The sequence below is a fragment of the Mesorhizobium sp. WSM4820 genome (genome assembly GCF_055811075.1).
The window spans coordinates 1-15,085 of record NZ_JBVVQN010000025.1; the positions used below are offsets into that span (position 1 = coordinate 1).

Here is a 15,085-nt window from a genome sequence, read left to right on the forward strand (position 1 = left end):
GAGAGGGCCAGCCCGATCAAGGATCTCCGGGAGATAGCTCGTCTGGCCCACGTGGAGCACCACGAAGACAGCAGCGGTAAGATCGGGCGGTAGATAGGTCGCGAGCCGCTTCAGAGCCTCGACGCCGCCAGCCGAGGCTCCGACCACGATGATGCAGCGATTTCGAGAGCTCACCCTTTCGATCTTCTCGGGCAATTCTGAAATGCGGCCCTGATCGTTCGAAGCTTGACCCGACCTGTGTCCAACATTGCTCATACATTGCAACGAATCCGAGAGTGACTGCGTTCCGTTGTCGACGTAAAGGAACAAGCCGCAACACCTTCAGTTTGGCAGCGGAGACAAACGGAGCGTTTAAATTGCCCGATCCGTAGAGCAGGTTTTCGAAGACCATCTGAGCCCCCGCGCCGCAGGCGATCTCGAGGAGGATCCCAGGCGCAACTATCTGAGGATGGTCCTCTTGACTGCCAATTCGAATCTGGTTGGCCATGATGCCGTCCGACTGTCATGCATTACCTGCGCGACCAATTGCCCGAAGGTGAGTTCAACCACGTCTCAAAATAAGTTCGTTGTCCTTTTGCCCTGCTGACCTGGTCTGCCACTTCGTCAAGATTCGACGCCACCGACGGCGCTGACAGCTTCGTCATCCTGGACAGCAAGATTGTGTTCCATCCATTCACTACAGGTTGGAAGCTGTGGCTGGGCGAAGCGCACGCGATAGTCACCGGAAGTGACGCCCAATAACCTCGTCCAGCAGCGGCGCAACCGGCCGGCAAGTTCGTGAGGGGATACACTTGCCATCAAGTTGCCATCGTGCGTTTTGCTCAGCACTTTCCAGAGGAATGCGAGCGATTGAGGCGGCGCGCAAGCGGCCATTTCGCTGCATGTCGCGAAACGTGACCCGCCCGGTGTCTGTGCACGAAAGAAAGTCCGCGCCCTTCGGGAAAAAAGGACGCGGGCTCATCGGGAGTCATCCATGTCGCAGCTGCACGAATGAAACTTTCAGTCCGCGCCGAAGTTCCACACGGAAACAAAAAAGGCCCGCCGCGCATTTAGCCGCGCCGCTCCACGGGCCACCCAACAAAAACAAGAAGCCCGCGCCCCGAGGGAATGGGAAGGACGCGGGCTGATCGAAGAGGGGTTCATCACAAGGTCAAAGTGCTGCCCGACCCAAACGAAAGACAAACCGCCTGCTGACAAGCCCGTCCTAACGGTCGTCTCGCAAAGAAGTTCTACTCGTCCGCCCTTCTGCCATGTAATTTGCAACAATCCGAGACGCGAGCACTTCACGTCGTTTTCCAGATTGAGTCTCGACCCTTTGGCCGGTCGAACATGCGGCTCAGTAGCGCCATTCGGAGGGGCGGGACGCACCCCTTTAGCTTGTCGGTATCGCCACGACACCTGCGCCCTGCCCACCGCCAGAACCTGCCCTCGGTCTATTCAGCCAAGCCTCCTCGACCGTCTCCCCGAATTCCAGGTCGGAAGAATGGACGAGGTCAGCAACCGGGAGCGATCACGGCTGAGTTCTGGAGGAACGAGTTCCAGAACTTCTATCCCGTCCAGACTCCAGCCGTGCCTGCCTGCCACAGCGGCGCTTGGCCTGCCGTTCAGGAACAACAACGCCCAAGCGAAGTTTGGTGGTCCAGGAGGTAACGACAATGCGCATACTGACAACATTCTTTGGATACTTGTGGCGCTCGAACAGCAAGTCGCCGCCCGACCTTGCGCCGCCCGTCGACGCGATTGTTCGGCTGCTGAAAGAAAAGCAAAAACTCCCTACAAAGAAAGGACTTGGTCGACCAGATCAGACTACTGGCGGCTGACCGCGCTGCGACGCAGGATGTGGCGACGGGGCAGACGGCATCACCCGTCACCTTCTGTAGCTTGGGGGACGGATCGGCATCATGCCCGGCTATCGACGGCGACGCCGAGAGAAGCAGATCAGGTTCGCGCCACTTAGCCACCGCTCATTCCGGCTGGCAGGTCACGTGTCTTTACGCGCAAGGCCGCGCGCAGCCTCAAGAAGCCGCTGCGGTCACCGAAATCCTGAGGTTGCCGGCGGCTCGACCGTGCGGGCGGTACAGAGGAGTCTTGCGATGTCGAGCCCATCACCGGCTACACGGCTCCAAAGCCCCGGTCACTGAAAATCGGCATCGGCGCGAAGTTGCCTCCCTAGATCCGGCGGATGGCAAGGGCGACATCGGCGGAGAACGGCGGCAAATCAAGCTTCAGCCAGCCGTCCGAATTCGCTTGCCATTCCGCTGTTTGCCTGCCGGCCGCGGTGTCCCAGGCGATGACGCGATAGGTGCCGCGAGCCAACCCGGGCAACTCCAGGACGGCAGGAATGGGCGCAGTGCCGGCACGCAGCATGCCGCTTCGCCCGATCGTGTCGCTGCGAACCAGCCAGACCACTGCCTGGGAATCGTCGCCGCAGGCGACCGGCGCGATGTCGGGACCGGAAACCCGCATCTTGTCGCCGAGATGGACACGCCGGAACGAAACCCAATGTATCAGAGGCAGGAAGTCGGCCAGCGAACGCTGCGCCCGCCGCATTCCGGGGGTGAGCACGTGCGGGGAGCGGTTCGGCCACCGCATGCCGCCACCGGCACCCCCCGCCGCCAGGTGAGCCCATTGCAAATGGCGGAAGTATTCATCGTCGAAAGGTTCGGGGAGCGTGATCTTCTTGTCTTTGAACGAGTGGATCGGGCCGTGCTCGGAATCGAGAAAAGGGCGGCCGTCAAGAATTTCACCAAGCGCCTCTCCGACGATTCGCGCCATGCCAAGCGCCGGCGCCACCGTGTCACTGGGGTCGTCAATTGTGCCCTCCTGGTAGAGATGGAGGGAGGCGAAATCGAGGTCGGGGTGGCGGAAGATCGGTGCGGCTAGCGGCATTTGCGGCCGCCAGCGAAGCTCAGGTCCGAATAGCGAAACGGTCTGCGGGTGAGAGCGGCCGTAAAGTGACGTTTCCAGGCGGCGCACAAAATCGCTGAGATCATGGATGAAGGCGCCGAAGCCGTCCGCGCTGCCCTGAGCCTGCTCGGGATGGATTTCGTTCCAGAGGTCCCATGCGAAGAGGGCTCCGCTGCCGCTCCATCTGCGAACCACGAATTCCAGCCTCGCCTTGATCGCGCGGCGGGTATCGGGGCAGACCAGGAATCGGGACGGGTGGTCCAGCACGCCTCCGTTGTGGTGGTTGTAGGGATGGTGGCGCCAGTGCAGCCACTGCCAGAACGTATCAAAGGGGGTGAGCAGGATTCTCAAGCCCTGTTTTTCGCAAAGACGGAAGAGGTCGTCCCACAGTTCCACCATCGCCGGCACGAAGCGGCCCTGCGGCTTCTCGAAGTAGCGGTGGCGAACCTGGGCATATTCCAGCATCAGCCTAAGACAGGTGACGCCGCTTTCCTTCAGCCAACGGAGATGATCTTCCACGCCGGCCATATCGGCGCGCCGGAACAGACCATTGAGTTCGGGCCAGCTTACCGCATCATTCTGCCCGATCGGCGTCCATGCCTCGCCGTCCTCGGTGACGAAATACGAACCGGCTACCTTGATCCAAGGCAGGCCCGCAGCCGATCTCGGCGCGGAGTCTTCCACTTCGCCGACCAGCGGTGTCGCCAATCTGATATCGTTCAAGGCATGCTCGAATTTCGTCCGCGGAGCAGTATAACTGCCGCGGTGGCAAAATGTTTCGCCGGGCTTGGATCCTTTCGCCCCATTTGCGGTACAACGATGCCCTGTCCCGACGCAGCGGCGCCCTGCCTCAAGAGCGGCGCGGATCTGGTGATGTCGACCCGATCACCAGAGAAGTTGCAGGCCGCAGAACGCACGCTCGGTTCAGATAGCCGTGTGAGAGCCCTCGCTGCGGACATGACAAGGGAGCGGAATTGTCGTGCGTCGCTTCGTCGACAAGGCAGAAATGCCAGATTGGCAGGTCGCCTCCCCAGAAAAACTTCAGCCGAAGGGGAACCTCACGTTCGCAGGCAAGTTCGGTAGGCAGTGTGGGGGAGATTGCGCGTGTCGGTTCATCTCATCGGCTTCATAGTTGTCGTGCCCGCGATCTTCTCCTTCTTCGGATTCCATCATCCAGCCCGACAACGATTGGCGAGGCGCGGCTTCAGAGCGCCAGCCTGCCATCCTGAGGTCAACGTCTGCTCACCGACAACGGCTGGACTCGGCTCCCTCACGCTTGCTTGCTCAACATTCTACGCTTGCACGGCATTTACAGCTCAGGGGACGACGTGATGGAGGCCCGAAGGAAATTTGTGGCGGTCGAGACCGGCAAAGGCCGGCCGCCCGGCGGGAGCGCCGGCGCGAGCCCTGGCCGAGGGGTTGCACGTATGAGCAGCAATCCGGCGCGTCCGCCAGGCGAGTACCGGTCCGTATTTGCCAGCTTCTTCATGGCTGGTTTCGAGTGCTCATCGCATCGGCGCGGCGACGGAGTGCGCCTCGATTTGATCCGCGCGACTGCACACGACACGCACGCCCTCGGCGACTATCGCAGTTGTGCTGCCCTTGGGCTTCGCACGATTCGCGACGGCTTGCGCTGGCACCTGATTGAAACAGCGCCAGGAGTTTTCGATTGGTCGGGTTGGATATCGATGATCGAAGCAGCTCAGGCCGCCGAGGTGCAGGTCATCTGGGATATCTTTCACTACGGCTCGCCGGATCATGTCGACCAGGGTGGCTCAGGTTTCACCGAGGCCTATGTGCGATTCGCCGCTGAGGCTGTCCGGGTTCACCGCTCCGTTGCCGGGACAGCTCCCCTGGTATGTCCCATCAATGAAATCTCGTTCTTCGCATGGGCGATAGAGGTCGGCTATTTCCCGCGCGTGGGGCCGAAGAAGCGGGGATGGTTCAAGCGGCAGCTTGTGAGGGCAGCGGTTGCGGGCGTCAAAGCCATGCGGGATGCCGAACCTGATTGCAGGTTCATCTGGGCTGAACCGCTAATCCATGTCGCTCCTCGCGACCGCACTCGCGCCGAGCAGCGGCGCGCAGAAAGTGTTCGTCAGGGCCAGTTTGAAGCCTATGACATGCTGACGGGCCGTGCCGAGCCCGAACTGGGCGGCAGCGAGGACTGTGTCGACGTCATCGGGCTCAACTTTTATCCGCACAATCAATGGTACTTTCAGGGGCCAACGATACCAATGGGTCACCACGAATACCGGGCACTTTCGGACATGTTGATCGAGGTCGCTGAGCGCTACAGGAAACCTATGTTTATCGCCGAGACGGGTGCTGAAGGGTCAGGCCGGCCGGCATGGCTCCACTATGTTTGCGATGAGGTCCGCGGCGCGATGAGCCTTGGTACGCCGGTCCAGGGCATATGCCTTTACCCGGTGACCGCGTATCCCGGCTGGGACAATTCGCGCCACGCGGAAGTCGGCTTGTTCTCGACGATACATGCCGACGGTTCGCGCAGTCTTCGCCAGCCGGTTGCAAATGAATTGGAGCGCCAGCGCGCATTGTTCACGGCAGGTGTTTAGTAGCCGTCGAAAAAAAGGCGCGACGTTGGCCACTTCTCGCGGCGGATCGCGGCAAGGCACGCCTTGGCTACCACTGTCCGAGATCAGTATAGATGTTCGCCGCGAGCCCTGCCCGACGAATCGAGCGTCGCTCGCTGCGTTGGCAACTGCGCCACGCCATTTGCCGGCAGGCTTTGTTGAATTCGCGCGAAGGTCGCCAAGGCCTGGCCGACGACCTGATCCATGTTGTAATAGCGGTACGTCGCCAGGCGCCCGACGAACCAGACGTCGGGGCACGCGGCAGCCAGTGCTTCATAACGTTTGTATAGCGCCTCGTTTTCCGCCCGTGGCACCGGATAATAGGGATCTCCGATATCGGTTGGATATTCGTAGGTCAGGCTGGTTTTCGGGTTCTGCTGGCCGGTCAGATGCTTGTACTCGGTGATGCGGGTATAGTTTTCCGTCTGCGGATAATTGACTACCGCGACCGGTTGAAACTGCTCGCAGTCAAGCGTCACGTGCTCGAACCGCAGTGACCGATAAGGTAGACGACCAAGGCTCCAATCGAAATATTCATCGATCGGCCCGGTGTAGATTATGCGCTGAAAGGGGATCGTGTCGCGAATTTCGCGATAATCAGTTTGCAGCATGATCCTGATCTTTGGCTTGTCCAGCATGCGCTGGAACATGCGTGTATACCCGCCAGCCGGCATATTCTGGAAGAGGTCGCCAAAGTAGCGGTCATCGCGGTTGGTCCGGGTAGGGACCCGCGCCGTCACCGACTTGCTCAACTGGGCCGGATCGACACCCCACTGCTTCCTCGTATAACCGCGAAAGAACTTTTCGTAGAGTTCCCTGCCGACGGTGCTCACAACCACGTCTTCGGCGGTGCGAACTTTTTCGACCGTTTCCCGCCGAGAAACGAAGAACTCCTCCAACTGCTCGGATGTCAATTCAAGGCCGTACAGGCGGTTAATGGTGTCGAGGTTGATCGGTATCGGCAGCAGTTTTCCGTCGACCGAAGCCAGTACGCGATGTTCGTAAGGCCTCCATTCGGTGAATTGCGAGAGATAGTCGATGATCGATTGGGCGTTGGTGTGGAATATATGCGGCCCGTAGCGGTGGATCAGAATTCCCGCCTCGTCGTAACAGTCATAAGCGTTGCCGCCGACGTGATTTCGCCGGTCGATGAGCAGAACGCTTTCATGCCGTTGCGATGCGATGCGTTCAGCAAGCACGCTGCCGGCGAAGCCGGCACCGACAATGAGCCAATCGAACATGGTCAGGCTCCCCGGCGCAACGGCACAATGCTCTTCATGGCATAGGCGCGCTGGATGTGGGCAGCCATTGCCTCCCACGTCCGCTCCCACGACATGTTGGCGAGGTAGGCGTCGACTTTGTTTAGCAGGAAGTCGCGCGGGCGCGATAAAACAGACCGAAGCTTGGGTTCGAGATCTTCGGCGTCGACGATATCGACCAGGCCTTCCGCACCATAGGTGCGCACGACATCCACAATCGCCGTGGACACCACCGGCAGTCCGGCCGCCAGGAACTCGGGAGTTTTGGTCGGGCTGATGTAGCGTGTCGCCTCATTGAGCGCGAAGGGCATCCAACCGGCGCTCCAGTGCCTGAGATAGCGAGGCAGATCGGCGTAGGACTTGGCACCCAGCCAATGCAAGTTAGCTGCGCGCGGCAGGCTTAGCGGGTCGATCTTGACCACCGGGCCGAGCATGACGAAATGCACGTCGGACATTGCCGCAGCCGCCTGCGCGATCATCTCGATGTCGAGCCGCTCGTCGATCACGCCGAAGAAGCCAACTCTCGGGTGAGGTATGTCGACCTGATCTACAGGGTCATCGCCGGGCTGTCTTGCCTTGTGAAAATGCGCCACGTCGATGCTGCTTGGGAAGGGAAAGATCGACTTGTGGAGGCATCGTTTGGCCTCGTACAGGCTCAGTCCGCCCGTGAACACGACATCGGCGCGCTGAAACAGCGCCTTTTCCATCTGCGTCAAATCTGCCGGCGCGTTCTTGAAGGCGGAGAGTTCATCCATGCAGTCGTAGACGCACACGTCGCAGCGGAGATGATCGCTGAAACGCAGCGCCATCGGCGTGTAATACCATACGGTAAGCCGGTCGTGCGGGGCTGAGGTGAGGATCTGGTCGACGAACCTGCGCTGGATGGCGTCCGCCTTTGTTGCGGAGATCCCGGCCGGAAGAACCGGGGTTACGGTTCGGATCATCGGCGTCTCATCATTCACCCGCATGAAGGGGTAGTGTCTTTCCTCGAAGACCGGTTCCTCAAAGTAAATTAGCTGCTGCTGTTTTGAAGCGAGCGTCAGAATGTGCTGTGGGCGTTGGTGTACGAAATTCCATCTTAGGTGAGAAAAGCAAAGTAAGATTGACGATTTTACGGGTATGTTAGGTGATATTTGCTTGCCGCCCGCCATTTCCATACAAGTTATCCCTTCGTTATAGTGCGCTATCCACTAGAAGTAACATATGTTAATCGAGGCTCGTTCGACCTGAGGCCCGTAGGCGCACATCTAACTTCCATTGAAGTAAGTTGTTCCACAGAGTTGAACTGCGTGCGTGTCTGAGCAGTGGCGCCGCACTTGCGCGATTGATCCACCGATGAATGGAGCGGCCAGCCACAGATGCCCGAACCATCCTGACCATGCGGGCGCCTCGGCCACGCGTGATCTCAACAAATGTGGCGCATTGCCACAAAACGGTTGAGAACGTTTGGTCGTTCAACAAGCGTTAATCGGGGGAGCTATAAGTTAACGGTCCGTGAATCGATTCGGCCGAGTGGCGCACGGGCCCGCGACCGCCGACGAAACACGCCGTGAGCGAGCCAAGAGATGAAATTCAACTTCGAAACCGACGTCTTTCCGCTGTTTCACCCGCAGGCCGTGGATGATCTGAAGGATCCTTGTCCGGTGTTCGACGGCACGCTTTGGCACGTCTTCGGCTCGAGCGGCACCGTCACGACCGAGAGCTGGAAAATACTACATGCCACGGCTCCGGACCTTTATGGGCCGTGGACTGAGCATGAGGCGCTCGACTTGGCGGTAACCGGATCGGGCATAGCGGCACCCGGCGTCATTCATGAATGCGGCGTCTTCCATATGTTTATCCAGACCGAATTCATGAAGTCGGGCGGACGTTGCGAACATGCGGTTTCCAATGATGGCTTCAACTGGGTGGTGCTGAATCCGGCGATATTGTCGCTGCCGGACACCGATGAGGACGGTATCTACGATCCCCATCCGGCGGTTATCGGCGGCAGGCGCTACATCGTCTATTCAGGCATGCCTAAATTCACCAGGGTGCCGCAGCCTGACGTCTATCTGGCGCGCAGCCAATCCGATTCCTGGTTCGGGCCATGGAGACGTCTCGGCAAAATATTGGATCATCTCGACGTTCCCCACCACAATGCGCGCGAGCATCCGGACTACGAATGGGGGATCGAGGGCGCCCAACTGGTCGAATTGCCTGACGGTCGCGTGCTTCTCAACGCCACCTGCTTCCTTCCCGACGGTCCGCGCGGAAGTCGTCAGCGCGTATTCTTCGCCATAGCCGAGGACGTCCAGGGTCCCTACGTCTCGATCGGCCCCGTGCTCGATCCTGGTGAGCCTGGGGAAAACGGCCATTCGACGGTGATGATCGAGGGCGGGAAACTGACCTTGTTCTACCAGAGCAGACGTGAGGCAACGAACCATCGCTGGCGTTTCGGACTGGCTAGTTGCGACCTGGATCAGCAAGCCCCTTCGCGAGTTGCGTAGCAGGGAAGACCGGCACGAGGCGTACTTGCTGCGCCATGACCGATTATCCGCGTCCCTGTTGGTCCAGGCGGAGCCACGCGAAACATCTCTCACGACCTGCGTGAATTTCGGCTTCGAAGGTCCTCAGCAGTCTTTGCGGGAACTTTTCTGGTAGACCGCCATCCAATGGCTCGAGGTCGCCGCATGAAGCGGCGGCATCCGCCCAAGGAGATGGTCAATGAAACTCGTTCCCGCCGCGCTCGTCATATTGCTTGCCGGCTCGCTCACCGCGCTCGCGCACGATGTTCCCGCCGAAGTCGCCAAGTCACCGCCGTCCGGCGCGTTCAAGCCCGTCAGCAGCCTGGTCAAGCTCCCGGACTTCCTGCCGGGAATGGGCCAACTCTTTGTCGATCCGGCGAGCCTGCCTGCCGGACCGTTCCTGGCCTACGATCATGATGGCGCGCTCGTCAGTTTCGAGGATCTAGCCGCACCCGGCGGCAATGTCGATCATGTCGATGTCTACTACAATGCCGGCCACCCGGGCGTCGAGGAGCCACACGTCCATGTCGTCCTGTGGCACGTCGCGGCGGCCGATGAAGCCAAGGTCGCGCAATGATCCTGACGCGCAGACGCGTGCTGGAGGCCGGCGGGGGGATCCTCGCCGCTCTCCTGGCCAAGCCGGCGGCCACAGCTGACAAGCCAGCAGAAATCAACATGCAGGGCAAGGCTGACGGCTCGCATGTCTGGTTCGATCCGGTCGGCCTGCGGGTGCAGCCAGGGCAGACCGTGCAGTGGGTCAACCGCGACCGAGGCAATTCGCACACGGCCACGTCCTACCATCCGGAGGTATTCGAGCGTCCGCGGCGCATTCGAGCTAGAGCCAAGCCTTGGAATTCGGACTATCTGTTGCCGGGCAAAACGTTTTCCTTCCGCTTCGACGAGGAGGGAGTTTATGACTACTACTGCGTGCCGCACGAACATGCGGGGATGGTGGCCGCATCGTCGTAGGAAACCCGTCCGGCACCGAAGGTGCCGAGGCCACAGGCTTGACGCTTTTGCCGAGGGCCGCGCTAAATGGCTTTCCGCCGGTCGAGGAGATCGTCGCCAAGGGTATCGTGCGGCACGAGTGATCGACGAAAGGGAGATCTCGACATGAGATTGGCGGTCGCACCGAACCAGACGAACCTCGAGGGGCTGAGCGACGAGGAGCTTGTCGAAGTTGCTCGTAAGGGCGGCGAAAGCGCCATCCGCCTGCTCGTCAAGCACAACAACCGGCGCCTGTTTCGGGTCGCCCGTGCGGTGATGCGCGACGACGGCGAGGCGGAAGACATCGTGCAGGAGACCTATGTCAGGGCTTTCACCAAGCTCAATTCATTCCGTGGAAATTCGCGGTTCTCGACCTGGCTGACCCGGATCGCCCTCAACGAGGCGCTTGGGCGGGCGCGAAAGCGACGGCCCTCCACTGAACTGGCCGTACTGGACATTTCCGACAGCGTTAATGGATGCTCGGTAATCATGTTTCCGACTTCGCTGAAGCCGCCAGGCGCTGATGCCGAGCTTGCCCGCAAGCAAATCCGCAACATGCTCGAAAAGGCCGTCGACGATCTGCCCGATCCTCTCAGGCTGGTCTTCATCCTCCGCGACATCGAAGAAATGAGCACAGATGACACTGCAGGCCAGTTATCGCTGAAGCCAGAAACGGTGAAGACGCGGCTCCACCGGGCGCGCCGACTGATACGACTAGCGGTCGAAAAGAACTTCTCGGCGACGTTTTCTGACCTTTTCCCTTTCGCCGGGGCGCAGTGCGAATGGATAGCCGACCGGGTAGTCGAAGGCTTGCGTAGCCAGGAGGGCCTTGACGGACTTTGATCGCAACAGATTGTGTACGTACGACGATTATCTTCGCAACGCGTCAGCATGGGTCTTGTGGCCCGCTCTTTCGCGCTGTGCCCTCTACGGTCACCGGATGGGTGCCATGACGAACTTCAGGGTGATGAGAGTTCTCGTCAGCCACCTCTTGCTCTCGCCGCTCAAGCTCCTTCTGAAGCTTCAAGGCTAATGCGACGAGCCTCGGCGACAGAGTTTGATCGCCCTCCAGTCCTAATCGCTTGCGTAGACTCCGCCGGTTGTCGTCCGAACGGACCAATTCTCGGAAGCCACGATCTCTCTCTCGGGTTGCCATGGCGGTCACCTTCAGCTCTAAGCGCAACTCGTCGGTTGCAAAAGGGTTCCATGAATGGCTGGAATATTTCGTCCGAGCAATATTGGATCTCTAAGCGGGACTGAGCGGATAGCGCTCGTGCTCATCGAAAGCCACGAACAGGCCCAGGGCAGCAGCGACTTCGACGATAGCTTCGGTTAGATCGTCATTGGATGCGACCAAACCAGGTGCTGCATGCCGGACCTGGTCCAATGCCGCTTTGACAGAGACGGTGTCCCCATGGCCGGCCCTGTTGAGGACGGCGGCAATCGCCTGATCTAGAACTGGACCGACCCTATGGACGATGCTCATCCACCTTCCCCCCCGGGAACGCAAGAAGGCAATAGTAGCGTGTTTGCAGCTGCGATGCAACTGACGCGGGAAACCCCGAGAAACCACACCGAATTGTCTATTCCATCGCGCTTTGATCCGCCTTCGCGTCCTCTTGGCGCTCGTTTGCGCTGGAAAGCCCCACGCGAGAGCCTCCTTGCCAGCGCTTGACTTCGCACTGCATGTCCTCTCCCCCGCGGGTGGTGACCGAGTTTGTTGATCGACGGTCAGAGGTGCGGCGATGGCTGCCGATCACGTAAACAACTTGCAGGTCGAAGCTCGCTCCCGCAACCGAATCAGATCGGCCCGAGGACGAATATGGCTATCAGGGCAACAAAAAGCAGAGCGGAGACTACGACGCCCCACATCATGATTTTTCCGGTGCCACGTTGCTCCTCGTCGCGAGATATCTGTTTTGCCATTGCACGGATCCCTTTTGTAAAGGTGATGACTTAGCAACGTGTCTTGCCGAGGCTGGTTCCCGCGTCACGAGAGCGGCCCAGAACCGTTCCACTTATCGAACGCAAGTGCGCTGCTTCCGAGCCGATCTTTGATTTACTCGCCTCATTATTTTAATCGCGCCTTGGCACTTCTGCGCCTCTCGTGCGTTGAAGGAGTTCAATAAAACGCGGCGCGGGTGATGGATCGTCATTGGACTGCCTCAATAGTGTTGGGTCTGTTCCTGCTGACGATCTTCCACGTCGAGCGAAAAGCTTGGGCTCAGGCGGCCTGTCCTGTCGGCCACGGCAAGTTGCTAAGTGCGCTCAAGGCGAGCGTCAGGGCGAGCGGCGGCCCCGCCAATGGTGGTTTCGAGACCCATGAATGGGCGGCGGTCGTGGCTCGCGACGGCGCAGTCTGCGCCGTCGTCTTCAGCGGTCCCACACCCGATGCCCAATGGCCCGGCAGTCGGCTGGTTGCAGCCGAAAAGGCCAGTACGGCCAACGGACTCAGCCTTGCCGATATGGCCCTTTCGACCGCCAACCTCTACGCGGCGGTCCAGCCGGGCGGGTCTCTGTTCGGCCTGCAGGCCACCAATCCTGTCAACCAGGCGGCCGCTTATGCCGGGAATCCGTCAACATTTGGAAGTCCCAATGACCCGCTGATGGGAAAGCCCGTCGGGGGAATAGTCGCGTTCGGCGGCGGCTTGGCGCTTTACGATGGAAAAGGGATCGTCGGGGGGCTTGGCGTGAGCGGCGATTCTTCCTGTGCCGATCACAATGTCGCCTGGCGCACACGCGCTACGCTTGGCCTGGACAAGGTGCCGGCCGGCGTCAATCCAATTCGCAAAGACGCCATCGTCCATGATCTCGACCCCGGCGGGAAAAGCGCTTCCGGCTGGGGCCATCCACTATGTGCCGGAAGCGAGGCGGACATTGCAGCGGAACTCGGCGCCGGGGTCGGCGGCTCGATGCGCGAATGAGACAGGTGCAACAGGCGGCGTCGAAGGTTGGGGCGCCTGCCAGAGGGATACAGGGCGATGGCTAGGATAGATGGTCGGACCAAATCGAGGGTGATCGGCTGGACCTTGCTGGCGAGCTTCTCGCTCGTGGCCGGAGCCGTCGCCCAGCCGGCGGAGCCTGCAATAAGGCCGCCTGCTGCAGCCGCCCCATCCGACGATGGCCAGTGGACGATGCCGGCGAAGAACTATGCCTCGACCCGCTACAGCGAACTGGCTGAAATCACCGAAGACAACGTCAAGACCCTGCAGGTGGCCTTCACCTTCTCGACCGGCGTGAACAAGGGCCAGGAGGCTGCGCCGCTGGTTGTCGGCGACACGATGTATATCGTGACGCCTTTTCCCAATATTCTCTACGCGCTTGATCTCGCCAGACCCGGCGCGCCGATGAAGTGGAAGTTCGAGCCCAATCCCGAACCTGCAGCGCAGGGTGTTGCCTGCTGCGACGTGGTCAACCGGGGTGCGGCTTTCTCCGACGGGCGTATCTACTTCAACACGCTCGACGGGCACGCCATCGCGGTCGACGCAGCGACCGGCAAAGCGATCTGGAACACCCCTATCGGCAACATCAACATCGGCGAGACCATCACCATGGCGCCACTGGTGGTAAAGGGCAAGATTCTGGTGGGCAATTCCGGCGGCGAACTGGGCGTGCGCGGCTGGATCAAGGCGCTTGACGCTGGTGACGGGCATGTCATCTGGACTGCCTACAGCACCGGCCCGGATGCCGAGGTGCTGATCGGCCCCGGCTTCAAGCCGCATTACGATATGGACAAGGGCAAGGATCTCGGCGTCACATCGTGGCCGCCGGACGCCTGGAAAATGGGCGGCGGCAATGTGTGGGGCTGGATTTCCTATGACCCCGATCAGGACCTTATCTTTCATGGCACCGGCAACCCCGGTCCATGGAATCCCGACCTGCGACCGGGCGACAACAAGTGGACGTCCGGCATCTTTGCCCGGGATCCCGACACCGGAACTGCGAAATGGTTCTATCAGTGGACCCCGCACGATTTGCACGATTACGATGGCGTCAACGAGCAGGTGCTGCTGGATATGACCTGGCAGGGTAAGCCTCGCAAGGTGCTCGTCCGCCCGGAACGCAACGGCTATGTCTACTTGCTGGATCGCACGACGGGCGAAGTCCTGTCCGCGGTACCATTCGGGCCAGTCAATTCCAGCAAGGGGGTCGACCTCAAGACGGGCCGGCTGATTGCAAATCCCGAGAAAGAGACCAGCACCGGCAAGGTCGTGCGTAACATCTGCCCGACCGCATCCGGCCTGAAGGATTGGCAGCCCTCGGCATTCTCGCCCAAGACCGGCTTGCTCTACCTCCCGCACAGCAATCTGTGCATGGACGAAGAAGGCGTCGAGGTGAACTACATCGCCGGCACGCCGTATGTGGGCATGAACGTCCGCATGATCCCCGGGCCGGGCGGACATCGTGGTGCATTCACCGCCTGGGATGTCGCCGCCGCCAAGCCGGCGTGGATCCTGAAGGAGAACTTTCCGGTTTGGAGCGGCGCCGCCGCTACAGCCGGCAATGTCGTATTCTACGGAACCATGGAAGGCTGGTTCAAGGCGGTGAGTGCCACGACCGGGAAACTGCTTTGGCAGTTCAAGACCTCTTCCGGCATCATCGGCCAGCCGATCACCTATCGCGGTCCCGACGGGCGCCAATATGTCGCGATCCTGTCAGGTGTCGGTGGCTGGGCAGGCGCCATTGTGTCGGGGGATCTCGACCCGCGCGACGCCACCGCTGCGCTCGGCTTTGCCAACGTCATGAAGGACCTGAAGGACGTAACCACGCCGGGAGGTACGCTGTATGTATTCCGGCTGCCTTGAAGCGATCGACCGGCCTGCGCGACGGCGGA

14 protein-coding genes and 1 pseudogene are annotated in these 15,085 nt (G+C 60.4%); 8 read left to right on the top strand and 7 right to left on the bottom strand.

The window, feature by feature from the left end; translation table 11 throughout:
• Positions 1-309 (bottom strand): chemotaxis protein CheB (locus AC0L2R_RS29310; protein ID WP_473513032.1); only part of this gene is annotated, 309 nt, incomplete at its 3' end.
• A gap of 1,135 nt (positions 310-1,444) precedes the next feature.
• Positions 1,445-1,587, bottom strand: a pseudogene (locus tag AC0L2R_RS29315) (ATPase domain-containing protein); the annotation flags it as partial.
• A 68-nt stretch (positions 1,588-1,655) separates the two neighbouring features.
• Between AC0L2R_RS29315 and AC0L2R_RS29320 the strand changes: the two are divergent.
• The gene (locus tag AC0L2R_RS29320; protein WP_287244436.1) at positions 1,656-1,820 is read left to right on the top strand and encodes a hypothetical protein; all 165 of its coding nucleotides are present in this window, start codon (positions 1,656-1,658) and stop codon (positions 1,818-1,820) included.
• Positions 1,821-2,169: 349 nt separating this feature from the next.
• Here the strand turns inward: AC0L2R_RS29320 and AC0L2R_RS29325 are convergent, their stop codons facing one another.
• The gene (locus AC0L2R_RS29325) at positions 2,170-3,630 is read right to left on the bottom strand and encodes a glycoside hydrolase 5 family protein (protein WP_473513034.1); all 1,461 of its coding nucleotides are present in this window, start codon (positions 3,628-3,630) and stop codon (positions 2,170-2,172) included.
• A gap of 704 nt (positions 3,631-4,334) precedes the next feature.
• Between AC0L2R_RS29325 and AC0L2R_RS29330 the strand changes: the two genes are divergently transcribed.
• The gene (locus tag AC0L2R_RS29330) at positions 4,335-5,480 is read left to right on the top strand and encodes a glycoside hydrolase family 1 protein (RefSeq protein WP_473513036.1); all 1,146 of its coding nucleotides are present in this window, start codon (positions 4,335-4,337) and stop codon (positions 5,478-5,480) included.
• Between the two features lie 83 nt (positions 5,481-5,563).
• On the opposite strand, the gene glf is transcribed toward AC0L2R_RS29330, so the two are convergent.
• On the bottom strand, positions 5,564-6,739 hold the full coding sequence (gene glf, locus AC0L2R_RS29335; protein ID WP_473513038.1) for a UDP-galactopyranose mutase: 1,176 nt from the start codon (positions 6,737-6,739) through the stop codon (positions 5,564-5,566).
• A gap of 2 nt (positions 6,740-6,741) precedes the next feature.
• Positions 6,742-7,914 (bottom strand): glycosyltransferase, encoded by a 1,173-nt coding sequence (locus tag AC0L2R_RS29340; RefSeq protein WP_473513040.1) that lies wholly within the window; start codon positions 7,912-7,914, stop codon positions 6,742-6,744.
• A 408-nt stretch (positions 7,915-8,322) separates the two neighbouring features.
• On the opposite strand from AC0L2R_RS29340, the gene AC0L2R_RS29345 reads away from it, so the two are divergent.
• The 4 genes from AC0L2R_RS29345 (at position 8,323) to AC0L2R_RS29360 (ending at position 11,094) form a co-directional block, all read left to right on the top strand.
• Positions 8,323-9,246: a glycoside hydrolase family protein gene (locus tag AC0L2R_RS29345; RefSeq protein ID WP_473513041.1), complete on the top strand. Its 924-nt coding sequence runs from the start codon at positions 8,323-8,325 to the stop codon at positions 9,244-9,246.
• A gap of 217 nt (positions 9,247-9,463) precedes the next feature.
• The gene (locus tag AC0L2R_RS29350; RefSeq protein ID WP_473513042.1) at positions 9,464-9,841 is read left to right on the top strand and encodes a hypothetical protein; all 378 of its coding nucleotides are present in this window, start codon (positions 9,464-9,466) and stop codon (positions 9,839-9,841) included.
• Entirely contained in the window at positions 9,838-10,233 is a 396-nt protein-coding gene (locus AC0L2R_RS29355; protein ID WP_473513044.1) for a plastocyanin/azurin family copper-binding protein, read from the top strand. The genes AC0L2R_RS29350 and AC0L2R_RS29355 overlap by 4 nt, the downstream gene beginning before the upstream one ends.
• 144 nt (positions 10,234-10,377) lie before the next feature.
• Complete coding sequence (locus AC0L2R_RS29360) at positions 10,378-11,094, top strand: RNA polymerase sigma factor (RefSeq protein WP_473513046.1); 717 nt, start codon at positions 10,378-10,380, stop codon at positions 11,092-11,094.
• Positions 11,095-11,497: 403 nt separating this feature from the next.
• On the opposite strand, the gene AC0L2R_RS29365 is transcribed toward AC0L2R_RS29360, so the two are convergent.
• Both AC0L2R_RS29365 and AC0L2R_RS29370 read right to left on the bottom strand, forming a co-directional pair.
• Positions 11,498-11,737: a hypothetical protein gene (locus tag AC0L2R_RS29365; RefSeq protein ID WP_473513047.1), complete on the bottom strand. Its 240-nt coding sequence runs from the start codon at positions 11,735-11,737 to the stop codon at positions 11,498-11,500.
• A gap of 314 nt (positions 11,738-12,051) precedes the next feature.
• On the bottom strand, positions 12,052-12,177 hold the full coding sequence (locus tag AC0L2R_RS29370; protein WP_473513049.1) for a hypothetical protein: 126 nt from the start codon (positions 12,175-12,177) through the stop codon (positions 12,052-12,054).
• A 218-nt stretch (positions 12,178-12,395) separates the two neighbouring features.
• Between AC0L2R_RS29370 and AC0L2R_RS29375 the strand changes: the two genes are divergently transcribed.
• Positions 12,396-13,175 (top strand): GlcG/HbpS family heme-binding protein, encoded by a 780-nt coding sequence (locus tag AC0L2R_RS29375; protein WP_473513051.1) that lies wholly within the window; start codon positions 12,396-12,398, stop codon positions 13,173-13,175.
• Between the two features lie 57 nt (positions 13,176-13,232).
• Entirely contained in the window at positions 13,233-15,056 is a 1,824-nt protein-coding gene (locus AC0L2R_RS29380) for a methanol/ethanol family PQQ-dependent dehydrogenase (RefSeq protein ID WP_473513053.1), read from the top strand.
• Positions 15,057-15,085: the final 29 nt, after the last annotated feature.